Raw genomic sequence first — 15665 nt, forward strand, 5'->3', positions numbered from 1 at the left:
TCACGTCCTTTCGGGAATCGCGTCATTTCGAGCCCATCTCGAAAAAATTGGGCAGCGGGATCAGCCGGGCAAAGATCGTGTCCTGGCTGAACACCCTGAGTTCCAGCATCGACCCGGACGATCGTTCGGCTTTCTGGTCGAACAGGAAATTGCCGAGCGAATAGATCTCCGCAACATCGCCGCCGCCGAGCGGCAGGATCGCCTCGCTCGATACATGTGGATGACCGCCGACGATTGCCGTGACACCGCGCAGCCGCATCTGGTCGGCAAGCATCTCCTCGCGCGGCGACGGCTCCGTCTTGTACTCGCGGCCCCAATGGACGAAGGCAATCACCGGCCGCTCGGCATTGTCGTGCAGCAGCCGGTCGAGCAAAGCAGGCGTCAGAAGGTCGGTGTTCCTGGAGCAGTTGGTATCGATGTCGGTCAGCCCGACCAGGTCGAGATCGGCAAGCGCCAGCGTCTCGCCCTGGCCGAAATGGGCGATGCCGGCCGCATCGAGTGCGGCCAGCGTCTCGGCATAGCCTGACGGGCCGAGGTCGTAGGCGTGATTGTTGGCGAGGCTGACAGCGGCGACATGCAATTTCTTGAGCATGTCGATGGCGAGGTCTGCGGGCATGGCCAGCGTCATGTCGTCGATCGCTTCAGGGACGTTGGGCAGGATGACGCCTTCGAGATTGACGATCAGCGGCCGCGAGCGGGTCAGGGCCAGCACGCTTTCGACGATCTTCTCGGCAACACCGTCGCGGACCAGGATCTTCTTCATGGCGCGGCCGAAATTCACGTCGCCCGCGAAATAGTAGAGCTTGTCGTCGGGACGGGCAGGATTGTTGATGCCGGGGCCGAAGGCGCCGAACAGCGCCACGACATAGCTGGTGGTGCGCTCGACATAGTCGCTTGAATGCGCCTGCGAGTTCTCGTTGGCGACGACCAGCGGCGCAGCACCGAACAGTTCGCGCTGCAGCCTGGTCTGGATGTAGAGCGCACCGACCGAATCGGCGTGATCCGGCTGGCGCAGCGCCGCGATGCCGTCGAGCGAACCGGCGGCGAGCATGTTCAGCGTCTGCTGGTCGAAACGCCTGGCTTCGTGCTGCGGCAGATAATGCGAGAAATCGGTGGATTCGACGATCAGCGTGTCCTTGTCGACGATCGCTTTCAGCGCCTGCGCCAGCCGGTCCCAGTCGGCTCGCTTGGCTTTGACCGACATCGCCACCGGCACGATTTCAGCTTCGGGGAAATAGTGATGCAGGAAAGGCAGCATCGCCTGCACGCCATGCTCCCTGGCGAACAGGCAGGAGTCTTCGACCATGTCGCTGTTCGCTTCCAGAAGGTGCACGGCTTCCGTGTCGGCCTGGACTGGACCGAGCACTGTTTCAAAACCGCGCGTCGTGGTGGCGAAGAGTTTCTGCGTCTTGTGGAAATGGTCCGGCGACAGGATGACGATGCGCTTGTAGCGGAAGCCGGACGCGGCGTGGAAACCGAGTGCGACGAGATCTGCGACGAGCAGGTGGTGGGGGACTGTGATGCCGGTGAGGCGTTGGTTGGACGGCTCGATTCTGGCGACGGCGGCGATGGCGTCGGTGAAGAGTGTGGGGTCGGAGTAGAAGGACGGGAAGTTTGTGTCGCCGGGCGGGCAGGTGATGGGGGCGGCAGACGCTTGAAGCACTGAGAGGATAAGCAAGGCGGTGGCAAAGATCAGAATGCTGGTCCGCGCCCAGGCACCCCCCTCTGTCCTGCCGGACATCTCCCCCTCAAGGGGGGAGATTAGCTTTTCTGCGGTTTTCGGGAATCTCCGACGTTGAAGAAAAAAGCGCTGCCAAAGCAGCTGCCGATCTCCCCCCTTGCGGGGGAGATGGCCGGCAGGCCAGAGGGGGGTGCCTGGGCGCCGACCTCTCACGGCTCAGCCAGCACAATGTTCTCCACGCCGCCGACATAGTAGAACGGCTTCTGCTTGGACGCGGTCAGCCGCAGCACTTCGCGCGAAATATAGTCGGCGAGGCCGAACAGCGTCACGCCGCCGTCGGAGGTCTTGGCCCGGCCGCGCAGGCCTTCGAGGATCGAATAGGTGAAGACGCCATGGCCGAGCTCGGGCAGCTCGGCGGCGGTGTTGTTGGCAGCGGTGGCCGAGAAGACGACGATGCGTGCGTCCTGCGCGTCTTTTTCCAGGCGCGGGTTGAAGGCGTTGGCGGCGTGGCAGGTGTCGAGCAGCATGAAGCGCATGCCCTTGGCCCGCTCAACCGATTTCTGGATGTCGCCCCAGTCGACCAGCGAGGAGCGCTTCCAGCGGTCGGCATCCTGTTTGCGGCCGTCCGTGGGGATGAAATAATAGTCTTCGTCGATGTTGATGCCGTGACCGGCGACGAAAATGATGGTGGTGTCGTTCTCGCCGGGTCTGTCGAGGAAGTCGGCGAGCTGGTCGTCGATCGTGTCGGAATCCGGCTCCAGGATGGTGTCGGCGCTGGCGACCTTGAACACGTCCTTGCCGGAATCGGGCGCCTCATCCAGCGCTTCGCGGTTGACCAGAACCAGCGTCTCCATCGCCGAAAACAAGGGCGCGGATTTCTGCGAGATCACCTTGAGGAATTCGGTGGCGTCGTCGACGGGATAGCGCAGATCGCAGGTGTGGCCGGCGCATGCCTCGGTGAGGAAAGGATATTTGTCGACGCCGATCACGGCGACGTAGAGCTTGCCCTTGTTGGCGGGCTTTTCGGTTTTCCTGCCAAGTGCTGTGACACTGCGCTCGGTCAGATAGCCGAACTCGTTGGTGCCGGTGATGCGAATGGTATTTTCGCCATTCTCGACCGGCACTTCGACGATGGTGCTCTTGCCACCATCGATTGACCGTGCGGTGACATCGCCGACATTGCGGCTGTTCGACAGGATCGAAAATCGGGCGACATCGGCGCCGGCTTCCTGCGCGCCCGAAATCTCGACGGCGACATAGCCCTCGCGGACGTTGCTCTGGTCGGCGGCAAGCTTGATGCCGAATTCCGGCGGTTTGCGCTCGAGCAGCTTTTCCAGCTCGCGGTCGACGCCGGGGCGCATTTCCTGAACCGCCTGTTCGGCGCTGCGCAGGATGATGGCCCGGCGCACCATTTCCGGGCTCCAGAGATATTTCTTCAGCTGGCCGGCGCTGATGAAACGCCCTTCGTGGCCGCGGCCCTGATTGACGTGCCAGCCTATCAACTTGTCGCCGTCGGCGGAGGAATAATAGTAGCCCTGCGGCATCCAGGCGATCCATTCGGAGCCGGCGAAGAACATCGACACGATCAGTTTGTGTGTCTTCAAATTCCACAGCCGCACGGTCTGGTCAGCGCTGCCGGTGACCAACAGCCCTTCCTTCTCGGCGGCAACCATGGCGTTGATCTCGCCGGTGTGGCCGGTGAATTCACCCGATACCTCGGCGGTCGCGGTTTTGTATTCCAACAGCGTGCCGTCGCTGCCGCCGGTGATCAGGCCAAGCCCATTGCCGATCAGCGTGTAAACCGAATGGACGAAGCCATTGGTGGCGGCATTCTCGATGCTGTGCATCACCTTTCCGCCGCTCGCGATTTCGAGCACGGCATTCTCCAGGCCGTCCTTGCCGCCGGGGACGGCGCGAAGCGACCACTCACCGTCGGTCAGTGCGGCGCGGGTATAGGTGCCCTGTTCCGCCAACGCCTTCGGGTCTTCGAAGAACCGCTCGGCCGTCGGTAGTGCCAGCACCTTGTCCAGCGTGCCCTGCAGCTCGGGACAGGACACGCGTTCAGGGCAGGGGTTGGTGTTGCCCCAAGCGATGGAGCTGCTCGCCGCATCGATCCCGATCGCCGTCACCGGTTCGCCGACCCCTTGCAGCAGCGCCTTGCGCTCGCCGGTCATGGGGTTCCAGACCTGGATGGCGTTGCGGGTGCCGCCGGCTGTCGCCACCAGCGAGCCGTCGGCATTGCCGGCGCCAGCAAAGACCGTGCCGTCATGGCCGTTATAGTCGAGCAGTTGCTCGCCGCTGTCGGTATTCCAGACCACCGAGCGATGCTTGTCGGCGCAGCGATAGCTGCATGACGCCACAAGCCGCGAACCCGTCGCGAAGCTCAGAGCGCCGATCTGGAAATCCTGCTTCGGCATGGCGCGGACGAATTTGCCCGTGCTGGCCTGCCAGAGCTGGACGTCGCCGTCCTTGCTGCCGGTGGCGAACAGCCTGCCATCCAATGACACGGCGAGTGCGGCGACGCCGACATCGCGCAGCGGTTCGGCCTCGGCGGGCAAAGCGATTTCCTCTGACTTGGCGACGTCCCAGAGCCGGATGCCATTGTCGGTGGTCGTCGCTGCCAGCCGGGTTCCCGCAGCGGCGAAGGCGAGCTTTTCCACACGCCAGGAATCGGCATCGAATTTTTCCGCCAGCGTCCAGCCCGACGCGGATTTGTCGTCCGCCCGCCAGAGGTAGACGAAACCATCGCCACCGCCGGCGGCGAGCGTGTTTCCGTCGGGTGAAAAGGCGACATCATAGATGGCATAGTCGGCGGCCTTGAGCACGGTTTTGATCCTGCCGGTGGCGAAATCGAACAGCCTGATATCGCCATAAGGGGGCTTGTCGCCGATGCCGGCGCCGAAATAACCGCCGGCGGCGATCGTCTTGCCATCCGGCGACACGGCAATCGCAAAGACCTTGCCGTCATTGCCATTGCCAAGATAGCCGCGAATGGTGCGGAGCGTCACCCCGCTCTGCCAGTCCCAGATGCGGATGGTCTTGTCGTCAGATGCGGAGACCAGTCCCTCGCCGTCCGGCGTGAAGGCAAGATCGGTGACCCTGGCGCTGTGGCCGCCGGTGTTGAGATCGAGACGGAAATCGAGGTCCTCGGCACCGGCGGTTGACGTTAACGCCAGAAGACCGACCAGGATTAGCCACCGGATAGCACGCAAGGGATGGGAGCTGCCCGGCACCTTGTTGCGCCGCTATTTGGAGTCGGCGGGCGGCGGCGACCCGTGACGCACATAATTCTCGATCGCCTGGGCATAACTGGCGGAACCGGCCTTGCGCTCTTTTTCGATGTAGCCGGCAAAATAGCTCCAGAACGACACCGCATAGTCGCGGAAATAGGCATCGGCGACATCGCGCGAACAGAGCTTGCCCTCAACGCAGATGGAGAGACGATTGAGGAAATAGACGATGCGATCAAAATTGTCGTTGAAATCGGCGATCGGCATGGTGCCGCCGCCGGCAGTCATCGCCTCAATGCCAATGCGTTGCCGGAAGACCCGTTCCTCGGTCGGCGACGGCGTGGCGCTGAGCAGATTGTCGTATTTGGCGTTGAGCGACGAGAGGCGCTCCTTGAGCGCGCGCTGCGCCTGCTGAAAATCCTTGCTTTCCCAAAGCTCGACCAGCGACATCGTCTGCTCGACGCGCTTCTGTTCCTGGTTTGCCAGAAACTGGAAGACCGAGAAGCCCAAGGTGAAGACGATCGCCAGGCGCACGGCGAGACCCGACCAGGCATAGATCAGCATGCGCCAGTCGCGGTCGGTGAACGGGTTGGCTTCCTTCTTGATCTCGTGACTGCTCGGCCACGGAAAGCCTTCGGTGGTTTCGGGCAAGGTCGCCGGCTTCTTGGCCGGTGCCGGCGCCGATGTGGCTGGCGATTTTTGCGTTGCAGTGCCCCCCGGCTTTTTCATCCGCAGCTGTCCAGTTGGATAATGGCGGTGGGATCGAGCACGATGCCGGGTGTCTCCAGCTTCTTTTTCAGGCAATCGAGCTGCGTGCGCGAAATCATGAACTGCACGTCCGGTTCGGCAGCCGCCTTGCTGGGTGACGGCAAGGGCTCGACCACGCCGCGCGAGGCGCAGCTGGAGAGATCGACGACAACGGCCGTGTTGCCGGTCTTGGCGATCTGGTCGTACTGGTCGAGAAAGCAGGTGGCGAGCTCGGAGTTGGTGACGATCTGCTTGGCGCACAGGCCGCAATTCTCGTCCGCCGAGGCGCTGGCAACCAGCAACAGGCTTCCGGCAAGGCCGGCCGTCGCTGCACGCCAGGAGAGCACGGGGATAGTCACTGATGTCCTCATCTGTTGCATTCAGCCGCGGCGCATAGAAGTGTCGCGAGCCGGGAATGTTCATATATCACGCCGGCAAGAGCCGGCGAAGCGATGTCAGGTCAGGCGCGGGGCACCGTCTCCATCGGGAAGATCATCACCGCGCCTTTGGGACCGCTCTTGTCGGCAAGCCGCATCACCGAGCGCGTCGCCGGCGCCATGCCGATGTCGGCCAGCATGTCGGAAAAACCAGGCGTTCCCGATGCGGCACGCGTCACGGCGCGCACGCCTTCCTGGGCAAGAAAGCTCAGATCCTCTTTCTCGCTCTGCGGCGGCGCCTCGGTCAGCACGGCAATCATGCGCTCCATGCCGAAGCTGGTGTCGGTGAAGGCGAGCAGCCCTTCCTTCAGGCCCTGATCGGCCTGCTGGTTGATCGGCGCCAGCCGCTCGGCGACGATATGGGTGATCGAATAGTCGCTGCCGATGTAGAGCACGTTGATGTCGACGAACTCGTCGGACCCGTTCTTGGCCGCAATGTGTACCTGATCGCCCGGCGAAACGCGCGGCACCGTCGAGGATTCGATCGGCTCCAGCACATCGCTGTCCTGGCGCTTGATCAGGAACTGGACGCTGACCTCGTCCGGCCGGTAGTCGGACGCCGCGGCGAGCCGCGACAGGCCGGTGGCGCGGAAGATCGTGGTCAGGTTCTTGGCTGTGTTTTCCGCAAGCTTGTCGCGGCCATCCTGATGGATGACGATGCGCGGCGGCTTGCTGCCGTCCTTCAAGCTGATGTCGCCGGACGCCGGCAGGAACCACAGCGCCGGTTCGTCGCTGGCGTTGGCGGCAGCGCCGTCCATGGATTTTTCGCGCAGCACCGCAAGCCGCAGATCGGCGCTCTTGCCGGGCTCGACCAGCGCGATGTGGAAGCCGGACTTCGGCTTCGCCACCAATTCGTCCAGAACCGAATTGACCAGCTCGGTTTCTTTATCGAGCCCTGCGGTCGGCGCCGGCTTTGCCACCAGCAGCTTGTAGTCGACTGCGAGTTCGGCAACGCGCGCATAGGCGCCGGCGGGCACCGCCGTCGGCGCAAGCGCCGGCTTGCCGTCGAATTCGACCGGTGCGAGCTGGCTTTCGAGGTTTTTTGCCAATTTCACTTCGAGATAGCCGACGGCGTCGGAGAGCTTCGACAGCGCCGAAGGCAAAATGGCGAGCTTGCTGCCGGGGGTCAGACCCTGCAGCAGCCCGGCGCCGATCGCGACATCGCCGTCCTTGACGGCAATCGGCCATTGCATGACGGCGTCGGTCTTGTCGGTGCCGAACACGCGGGCGTCCAGTTCGCCCTCGAACAGGGGCGTCGGCCTTGTGCGGCCGTCGGCCGAATATTGCTGCAGCACGGCCTGGCCGAGCTGGCGATAGGTGACGTTGGGGTTCTCGGCCAATTTCGACAGGATGGTGAAGGTGAACAGGCCGAAGCGCGGCGCGTCGGGCGTGCCCTTGGGCAGCGGCATTTCCGGCGTCGTCTCGACCGTCTGCGCGGCATAGAAGGCGACCAGCTTGCCCCTGGCGATCGGCTCTGCGCCGGTCGGCGTCAGGTTGAAGGCCGGCTTGCGGCCGCCATTCTCGTCGAAACCGCGCGATGCGCTTGCCGAGATGTCGTCATAGGCCTTCACCGCCGCTGCTCTCGCCGCGTTGTCGCCGCCGACGAGGTCGGCGAACTCGACCTTGCGCTCCAGTTCGTCATCGACTTCCGCGGCGCGCGTCGCGGTGCCCGAATGGCAGCAGTCGAACACCACCCAGACAAAGGCGCCCTTGTCGCGGATGGCGTCGAGTGCGGCGCCGACCTCGTTGTCGACCAGCGCGTTCGGCACGCCCTCTTCGCGGTTGATCCATTTGTCGATATCGGACGGCAGGAAAATCTCGTCGAGGCCGTCGGTCTCGTCACCGGCCTTGGCTTGCGGCTGCTGGGCGCCGTGGCCCGACAGATGCAGATAGACGAAATCGTCGCGTTGCACCTTGCCGGCGAGGTCGGCAAGGGCGGCCTTGATCGCCGCATGCGTCGGCGGGCCGTTGGCGCCTTCGACGTCCTTGGCGAGCAGGATCACATTCTCGGCCGAGAACTTCACCGGATCGGGCGTGTTCTTCAGGAGATAGTCGCGCACCAGGCCGGCATCGTTCTTCGGCCCGATCAGCCAGTTCTTCTGCGGCAGGTTCGGATAGTCGGTGCAGGCAACCAGCAGCGCGTGATAGGTGCGCGAGGCGGCGAGAGCGCGGAACGAAACCGTACCGGCAGCCACAAGCGCCGACGTGCCGACGAGCAGCGTCCGTCGTGTCAGTTTGATCATAATTGCTTCCCCAAGCCCGATCGAATTTGCAAGTGCGGCACCTTTCGTCGCGAATTTTGTCAGTATTTTGAATGTGGTCGGTGCCGTCAATCGGCGGTGGTGGTCATGGTGTCGATGGCGATAACGGAAACAGTGGCAAAAAGCCTGCTTCATCGCTATCTCAAGGGAATTGAGACCGCCGCATGGCAGAAATGATTTGCGAGCGGCGCTGGATCAAACAGATAGAACATGATGTCGTCCGAGAACCGCTTCACACTTTTCGGCATCATGCTCTAAACGATCGGAAAACGGGATCATGGCGGCAAGGGATGTGCTGACGAAGAATCAGCTGAGCGTGCTCGAAAAGCTTGAGGCCGCCAGCGGACCGCTCAGCGCCTATACGCTTCTCGACCAGCTGCGCGAGCGCGGTTTCCGCGCGCCGCTACAGGTCTATAGGGCGCTCGACAGCCTGGTGAAGTCAGGCTTCGTGCACCGGTTGGAAAGCCTCAACTCCTTCGTCGCCTGCGCCGAACCGCACGACCATACGCATTCGATGACAGCCTTCGCTATCTGCGACACATGCGGGCAGGTGATGGAGATGTCCGACCATGACGTCGGCCACCGGCTGGACGAATGGGTGCGCTCGACCGGGTTTGCTGCGAAGAAGGCGGTCATCGAGTTTCGGGGGACGTGTGCCAAGTGCCTGGCTGAGGCGGCTTAGCTTGCTTCCTACTTGAGCCGAGGCGGTGCGCTATTCTCGAATTCGTTCAAGAATGTCTCATAGACGACGTACCGCGTAGGCCCAGGTGTTAGCTGCTCCATAAGCAGGGGTTTCACCTCGTCGAGCCAAGATAATTTGCCAAGCCCAGACCCGATTTTTGGCAAGGCGATGGATTCTACCCGGTTTTTGTCGGCCCATTTCACAAGCCCGCGAACTGCTTTCCGTAAATAGGGAAGCGTGGCGTGATACATATCTGGCTGGGTTGCCAGATAAATGAAGCCCGGCTGATTGCCGTCTGGCTCCAATGTCCAGATATGACCCCCAATAAACCTGCCGGTCCGAGCATATTTCTTGAACGCAGCCTGCACATTCGGCCACTTTTTCGAAATCTTCAGCGCAAGTCCGGTGCCAAGGCCCTCTTGATTGCCCTCTGCCACGCCTTGAGCGATATAGCTTTCCTGGGCGGCCAGCAGGTCTCCGGTGACAAAGACAATCATCGCACCTTCAATGCGCCTCGTCCCAGTTGTTCGCTGCGCGGGCATCGACATGCAGCGGCACCGACATCGAGATGGCCGGCATCGGCGCGTTCTCCATCACCCTGCGCACCACGGGGATCGTCGCCTCGACTTCCGCTTCAACCGTCTCGAAGATCAATTCGTCATGCACCTGCAAGAGCATGCGGGCGGACAGGCCGGCCTTTTCCAGCGCCTCGTCCATATGCACCATGGCGCGGCGGATGATATCGGCAGCGGTGCCTTGCAGCCTGGCGTTGATGGAGGCGCGTTCGTTGAAGGCGCGGATCGACGGATTCGAGGACCGTATTTCCGGATAGTGGATGCGGCGACCGAAGATGGTTTCGACGAACCCATGTTCGCGCGCATAGGCCTTTGTTGCCTCGATATAGTCGCGGATGCCGGGGAAACGCTCGAAGTACTTCTTGATGTAGGCGCCGGCCTCCTCGCGCGGGATCGACAGCTGGTTGGCGAGCCCAAAGGCCGAGATGCCGTAGATGATGCCGAAATTGATCGCCTTGGCGCGGCGGCGCACTTCGGACGGCATGCCTTCGACCGGCACGTTGAACATTTCCGAGGCGGTGATGGCGTGGATGTCGGCGCCATCGGCGAAGGCCTGCTTCAACTGCGGGATCTCGGCGACGTGGGCAAGCACGCGCAGTTCGATCTGGCTGTAGTCGGCCGAGACCAGTTTCTGGCCCTTGTCGGCGATGAAGGCCGTCCTGATCTTGCGTCCCTCCGCGGTGCGCACCGGGATGTTCTGCAGATTGGGATCGGAGGAGGACAGCCGGCCCGTCGTCGTTGCGGCCAGCGCATACGATGTGTGCACGCGCCTGGTGTCGGGATGGATGAAGCCGGGCAGCGCGTCGGTGTAGGTCGATTTCAGCTTGGTCAGCTGACGCCAGTCGACGATCTTGCGCGGCAGTTCGTGGCCTTCGGCGGCGAGGTCTTCCAGAAGCTGCGCGGAGGTCGACCATTGCCCGGTCTTGGTCTTGGAGCCGCCGGGCAGGCCCATGCGGCCGAACAGGATGTCGCCGAGTTGCTTTGGCGACCCGATGTTGATGCGCTCGCCGACAAGGCCGTAGATCTCCTCCTCCAGCCGTGCAGCGCCTTGTGCCAGCTCGCCGGAGAGCCGCGACAGGATCTGGCGGTCGACCGAGATGCCACGCTGTTCCATCCGGGCCAACACCGGCACCAGCGGCCGCTCCAGCCGCTCATAGACCGAGACGAGGCCCTTGGCGGCAAGCCGCGGCTTCAGCACCTGCCACAGCCGCAGCGTCACGTCGGCATGGCCGGCGGCGTAGGTGGTCGCCCGGTCGATGTCGACCTGGTCGAAGCCGACCGAGCTTCTGCCGGAACCGGCGAGATCCTTGAGCGGCGTCGTGGCATGGCCGAGCCATTTGTCGGCAAGCGAGGACAAAGTGTGGTGGCCGGTGCCGGCGTCGAGCACATAGGAAATCAACATCGTGTCGTCGAAGGGTGCGATATCGATGCCGTGGCGGCTCATGACGACGATGTCGTATTTGGCGTCCTGGGCGATCTTGAGCACCGATTTGTCTTCCAGCAACTGCTTCAGCAGCGCCAGCGCCTCGCGGACCGGAATCTGGTTCTCCAGCGTGCCGCCGCCGAGCAGGTCGCCAGCGCCGCTCTTGTGGGCGAGCGGCACATAGGCGGCGCGGCCGGGGCCGATCGCCAGGGAGAAACCGATGAGGTCGGCCAGCATCGGATCGGAAGACGTGGTTTCGGTGTCGAAGGCGACGGTTCCGGTCTCCTTGGCTTGGGCCAGCCAGGTCTTGAGCGTTGCCGTGTCGCGGATGGCGACATAGGCGGCAGGATCGATTTTGGCCGCGGCGGCCGTTTCTAGGCGAAGTGCGGCAAGCAGCGAAGGCGCGTCCCCGGCCCTGGCGGTTTCGGATTTGGCTTCATCCTGTGTTGCCGCAGGCACCGGTGTGCCGGAGCCGACATCGGGGCCGTGCGCGGTGTCGGCGCGCTCGACGGTGACTGCGACAGCCTGCACATCGCCGGCTTCGGTGCTGGTCGCTTCAGCAACGCGCCGGGTCAGCGAGGTGAATTCCATGGTTTTGAGAAAGCCGATCAGCTTCGGCCCATCCGGCGCATGCAGCACGAAATCGTCGAGCCCGTCGGTCACCGGCACGTCGTTCTTCAGCGTCACCAGCTGGCGCGATATGCGCGCCTTGTCGGCATTGGCGATGATGGATTCGCGCCTCTTGTCCTGCTTGATCTCGCTGGCCCGGGCGAGCAGCCCGTCAAGGTCGCCGAACTGTTCCAGAAGCTGCGCCGCCGTTTTCGGCCCGATGCCGGGTACGCCCGGCACATTGTCGACGGAGTCGCCGGTCAGCGCCTGCAGGTCTATCATCTTTTCCGGCGGCACGCCCCATTTCTCGATGACTTCGGGGATGCCGATCTGGCGGTCCTTCATCGGGTCGTACATGCCGACCGTGGGTCCGACCAGCTGCATCAGATCCTTGTCAGAGGAGATGATAGTGGTGTCGCCGCCGGCCTCGCACGCCAGCCTGGCATAAGTGGCGATGAGGTCGTCGGCCTCGTAGCCTTCGATCTCGATGCAAGGCAGGTTGAAGGCCACGGTTGCCTGGCGGATCAGACCGAATTGCGGGATCAGGTCTTCGGGCGGTGCGTTGCGGTTGGCCTTGTATTCCGGGTAAAGATCATTGCGGAAGGTTTTCGACGAATAATCGAAAATGACCGCTAAATGCGTCGGCACGATGCCTACATCGGTGTTGCGGGCGTCCTGCATCAGCTTCCACAACATGTTGCAGAAGCCGGAGACCGCGCCGACCGGCAGCCCATCGGATTTGCGGGTCAGCGGCGGCAGCGCATGATAGGCGCGAAAGATGTAGCCGGAGCCGTCGATAAGGAAGAGATGGTCGCCTTTTTTCATGCCGGCAGGGATAGCGCGGCAGGACGGCGCGGTCCATGGCAAAGGCGGGCTTCCAACAGGTGTTGCGGCGACATGCTGACAGAGCCTGCCTGCCGATAGGTCCTGCTGCTGTTTGCCTCGGCGCTCACGGCTATGTTACAAAAGTGTAATTTTTGTGCCCTTGAAACGCCACGATCCGAGACACAAATAAAGGTCATCGGCAGTTTTCGCCGAGTCCGGAGCAAGGCCCGTCCCCCGCCTATCCCGGACAATTGCGGCAGCCTATCCCCCCTCTCCGGGCTGCCGCATCGTTTCGAGTAAAAGACCGCCGTGGTTCCCCTCCACCACGGCGGTTCTTTTTTGCCTTCTGACAAGTGTTTACGGTCCGTGGTCCAACGATCGCGGGCTTTTCGTTTTGATGCGCTGCCTTTACGGTCCCGGCACCGAAAAGAAAGGCCCGCAGTAATGTCCACCATTTCCTCCGTCCTCGATCGTCTCGACAAAAATCTCGACCAGAGCCTGGAGCGCCTGTTCGGCCTGCTCCGCATCAAGTCGATCTCCACCGATTCAGACTATGCCGCCGACTGCCGCAAGGCCGCCGAATGGCTGGTGGCGGACCTCAAGCTGATCGGCTTCGACGCTTCGGTGCGCGACACGCCGGGACACCCGATGGTGGTTGCGCACCATGAAGGCCCCGCCGGTTCGCCGCATGTGCTGTTTTATGGCCATTACGACGTGCAGCCGGTCGATCCGATCGAGCTTTGGGAGAACGACCCGTTTGCGCCGGCGGTCAAGGAGATCGAGCCCGGTCACAAGGTAATCACCGGCCGTGGCTCGGCCGACGACAAGGGGCAGCTGATGACCTTCGTCGAGGCCTGCCGCGCCTGGAAGCAGGTGCATGGCAATCTGCCCTGCCGCATCACCATCCTGTTCGAGGGCGAGGAGGAGTCCGGTTCGCCGTCGCTGAAGCCGTTCCTCGAGGCCAATGCCGATGAGCTCAAGGCCGATTTCGCTCTGGTCTGCGACACCGGCATGTGGGACCGCGAAACGCCGTCGATCTGCGTTTCGCTGCGCGGAATGGTCGGCGAGGAGGTCACCGTCAAGGCCGCCGATCGCGACCTGCATTCGGGCCTCTATGGCGGCGCCGCCGCCAACCCGATCCGCATCCTGGCGAAAATCCTCGCCGACATCCATGACGAGAACGGCCACATCACCATTCCCGGCTTCTATGACGGGGTCGAGGAAACGCCGTCGCAGATCCTGAAATCATGGGAAACTCTGGGCGAGACCGCCGAAACCTTCCTCGGACCGATCGGCCTCTCGATCCCGTCGGGCGAAAAAGGCCGCTCGGTGATGGAACTGACCTGGGCGCGGCCGACGGCCGAGTTCAACGGCATCATCGGCGGCTACACCGGCAAGGGGTTCAAGACGGTGATCGCGGCGGAAGCGTCGTCGAAAATCTCCTTCCGCCTCGTCCACAAGCAGGACCCCGAGAAGATCCGCGCCGCGTTCCGGGAATTCGTCAAGGCGCGCATTCCCAGGGACTGTTCGGTCGAATTCCACCCGCATGGCGGCGGGCCGGCAATTCAGCTTTCCTACGACTCGCCATTCCTGGCCAAGGCCAAGACTGCGCTGTCGGATGAATGGCCGAAGCCAGCGGTGACGACCGGCAGCGGAGGCTCGATACCGGTGGTCGGCGACTTCCAGACCTATCTCGGCATGGAATCGCTGCTGGTCGGGTTCGGGCTCGACGACGACCGCATCCACTCGCCCAACGAGAAATACGAGCTGACCTCCTTCCACAAGGGCCAGCGCTCCTGGGCGCGCATTCTCGATGCGCTGACGCGCTGAGGAGGCTGGGAAGTTTTCTTGTTGATTTTTCAGCGGATCGCGGCGAGGACGAGTTACGCCGCGATCCGGAGACAACTATGCCCGACATCCGCTTCCACAAGAACGATCTGCCCGACCTCGCCCACTACAATGTCGACGCGGTGGCCATCGATACCGAGACGCTGGGGTTGAACCCGCACCGCGACCGGCTTTGCGTGGTGCAGATCTCGCCCGGCGATGGCTCGGCCGACGTGATCCAGATCGCGCCCGGCCAGAAGAAAGCGCCGAACCTCGTCAGCCTGCTCCGCAACCGCGGCATATCGAAACTGTTCCACTACGGCCGTTTCGACCTCGCCGTGCTGTACAATGCCTTCGGCGTCATGCCGGAGCCGGTGTTCTGCACCAAGATCGCCTCGCGGCTGACCCGCACCTATACCGACCGGCACGGCTTGAAGGACATCTGCTTCGAACTGCTTGGCGTCGGCCTGTCGAAGGCGCAGCAATCGTCGGACTGGGCGGCCGAGACCCTGTCGCCCGAACAGCTCGAATATGCCGCTTCCGACGTTCTCTATCTGCACCGTCTGCGCGAGGTGCTGGCTGGACGCCTGGCGCGGGACGGGCGCACCAAGGAAGCCGACGCCTGCTTCCGCTTCCTGCCGACGCGTGCCAAGCTCGATTTGATGGGTTGGGACGAAGAGGATATTTTTGCCCACAGCTGATGGCCTTCGGATAACGCTTCCGGCAGCCTTGCAACCAGACACGCGTCGTGGCGTTCTGTCGACTCAATGAGGGGGATGACGTGGCAGACCGCAAACCGATAGCGACCGCCCCGACGGATGGATCCAAGGTCACTGTTCTGTGGAAGGACGGCGCCGGCGTCGTCAGCGAATCCGTCGGGCAATATCGCGACGGCGCCTGGTGGGTCTACACCGACAGCGATACCCAGAAAAAGGTCGACCCGACCAGCTGGCGGCCAGTCTCCAGCGACGATGACGACGATCAATGAGCGCCGCTGGCGGGTGCAACTGCTTTCGCATAGCCTGAAGTCGTTGATATCGAGGCCGATTCGGGGCCTTCCGCTCCGCAGCCTCTCTTCCTGGAGGAACGCGTCATGGGCATCGAAAGCCTTCTCATCTTCATCATAATCGGCGCCATTGCCGGCTGGCTCGCCGGCCTCATCGTCTCGGGCTTCGGCTTCGGCCTCATCGGCAACATCGTCGTCGGCATTATCGGCGCCCTGATCGCCGGCTGGCTGTTTCCAAGGCTGGGCTTCGCCATCGGCGGCGGCATTCTGGCTGCCATCATCAACGCCACGATCGGCGCTGTCATCCTGCTGGTGCTGGTCAAGGTCTTGAAGCGAGCGTGACGCTCGATACGAAACGGAGC

12 protein-coding genes are annotated in these 15665 nt (G+C 62.9%); 5 read left to right on the forward strand and 7 right to left on the reverse strand.

Annotation, left to right across the window (positions count from 1 at the left end):
* Positions 1-22: 22 nt before the first annotated feature.
* The 5 genes from amrB to X757_RS149660 all read right to left on the reverse strand — a co-directional run bounded on the left by amrB (position 23) and on the right by X757_RS149660 (position 8338).
* On the reverse strand, positions 23-1741 hold the full coding sequence (amrB, locus tag X757_RS149680; protein WP_023726445.1) for an AmmeMemoRadiSam system protein B: 1719 nt from the start codon (positions 1739-1741) through the stop codon (positions 23-25).
* A gap of 149 nt (positions 1742-1890) precedes the next feature.
* Positions 1891-4893 (reverse strand): caspase family protein, encoded by a 3003-nt coding sequence (locus X757_RS149675; protein ID WP_023726446.1) that lies wholly within the window; start codon positions 4891-4893, stop codon positions 1891-1893.
* Positions 4894-4926: 33 nt separating this feature from the next.
* The gene (locus X757_RS149670; RefSeq protein ID WP_023726447.1) at positions 4927-5640 is read right to left on the reverse strand and encodes a hypothetical protein; all 714 of its coding nucleotides are present in this window, start codon (positions 5638-5640) and stop codon (positions 4927-4929) included.
* A complete protein-coding gene (locus X757_RS149665; protein WP_245260181.1) occupies positions 5637-6017 on the reverse strand; it encodes a hypothetical protein in 381 nt (126 codons plus the stop codon). Before X757_RS149665 ends, X757_RS149670 begins: the two co-directional genes overlap by 4 nt.
* 101 nt (positions 6018-6118) lie before the next feature.
* Complete coding sequence (locus tag X757_RS149660) at positions 6119-8338, reverse strand: caspase family protein (protein ID WP_023704223.1); 2220 nt, start codon at positions 8336-8338, stop codon at positions 6119-6121.
* Between the two features lie 295 nt (positions 8339-8633).
* On the opposite strand from X757_RS149660, the gene X757_RS149655 reads away from it, so the two are divergent.
* On the forward strand, positions 8634-9038 hold the full coding sequence (locus X757_RS149655) for a Fur family transcriptional regulator (protein WP_023686595.1): 405 nt from the start codon (positions 8634-8636) through the stop codon (positions 9036-9038).
* A gap of 8 nt (positions 9039-9046) precedes the next feature.
* On the opposite strand, the gene X757_RS149650 is transcribed toward X757_RS149655, so the two are convergent.
* Together X757_RS149650 and polA are read right to left on the reverse strand one after the other, a co-directional pair.
* A complete protein-coding gene (locus X757_RS149650; protein WP_023691986.1) occupies positions 9047-9535 on the reverse strand; it encodes a macro domain-containing protein in 489 nt (162 codons plus the stop codon).
* A 7-nt stretch (positions 9536-9542) separates the two neighbouring features.
* A complete protein-coding gene (gene polA / locus X757_RS149645) occupies positions 9543-12470 on the reverse strand; it encodes a DNA polymerase I (RefSeq protein WP_023726448.1) in 2928 nt (975 codons plus the stop codon).
* A 444-nt stretch (positions 12471-12914) separates the two neighbouring features.
* Here polA and X757_RS149640 point away from each other — a divergent pair, with 444 nt between their 5' ends.
* The 4 genes from X757_RS149640 (at position 12915) to X757_RS149625 (ending at position 15645) form a co-directional block, all read left to right on the forward strand.
* Positions 12915-14300 (forward strand): M20/M25/M40 family metallo-hydrolase, encoded by a 1386-nt coding sequence (locus X757_RS149640; protein ID WP_023686593.1) that lies wholly within the window; start codon positions 12915-12917, stop codon positions 14298-14300.
* Between the two features lie 77 nt (positions 14301-14377).
* The gene (locus X757_RS149635; protein WP_023698188.1) at positions 14378-14998 is read left to right on the forward strand and encodes a ribonuclease D; all 621 of its coding nucleotides are present in this window, start codon (positions 14378-14380) and stop codon (positions 14996-14998) included.
* A gap of 80 nt (positions 14999-15078) precedes the next feature.
* The gene (locus X757_RS149630; protein ID WP_023683046.1) at positions 15079-15285 is read left to right on the forward strand and encodes a hypothetical protein; all 207 of its coding nucleotides are present in this window, start codon (positions 15079-15081) and stop codon (positions 15283-15285) included.
* Positions 15286-15390: 105 nt separating this feature from the next.
* Positions 15391-15645 carry a GlsB/YeaQ/YmgE family stress response membrane protein gene (locus X757_RS149625; protein WP_023683047.1) on the forward strand — a complete coding sequence of 85 codons (255 nt, stop codon included), beginning with the start codon at positions 15391-15393 and terminating at the stop codon, positions 15643-15645.
* The last annotated feature ends 20 nt before the right edge of the window (positions 15646-15665 follow it).

Origin of the sequence: Mesorhizobium sp. LSHC412B00, assembly GCF_000503035.1 — a bacterium.
In the GTDB taxonomy this organism is placed as follows: domain Bacteria; phylum Pseudomonadota; class Alphaproteobacteria; order Rhizobiales; family Rhizobiaceae; genus Mesorhizobium.

Bases quoted from the DNA above. Each gene is read 5' to 3' on its own strand.
- amrB (WP_023726445.1), bottom strand. From the start codon at position 1,741: ATGTCCGGCAGGACAGAGGGGGGTGCCTGGGCGCGGACCAGCATTCTG.
- X757_RS149670 (WP_023726447.1), bottom strand. From the start codon at position 5,640: ATGAAAAAGCCGGGGGGCACTGCAACGCAAAAATCGCCAGCCACATCG.
- X757_RS149660 (WP_023704223.1), bottom strand. From the start codon at position 8,338: ATGATCAAACTGACACGACGGACGCTGCTCGTCGGCACGTCGGCGCTT.
- X757_RS149655 (WP_023686595.1), top strand. From the start codon at position 8,634: ATGGCGGCAAGGGATGTGCTGACGAAGAATCAGCTGAGCGTGCTCGAA.
- X757_RS149650 (WP_023691986.1), bottom strand. From the start codon at position 9,535: ATGATTGTCTTTGTCACCGGAGACCTGCTGGCCGCCCAGGAAAGCTAT.
- polA (WP_023726448.1), bottom strand. From the start codon at position 12,470: ATGAAAAAAGGCGACCATCTCTTCCTTATCGACGGCTCCGGCTACATC.
- X757_RS149640 (WP_023686593.1), top strand. From the start codon at position 12,915: ATGTCCACCATTTCCTCCGTCCTCGATCGTCTCGACAAAAATCTCGAC.
- X757_RS149635 (WP_023698188.1), top strand. From the start codon at position 14,378: ATGCCCGACATCCGCTTCCACAAGAACGATCTGCCCGACCTCGCCCAC.
- X757_RS149625 (WP_023683047.1), top strand. From the start codon at position 15,391: ATGGGCATCGAAAGCCTTCTCATCTTCATCATAATCGGCGCCATTGCC.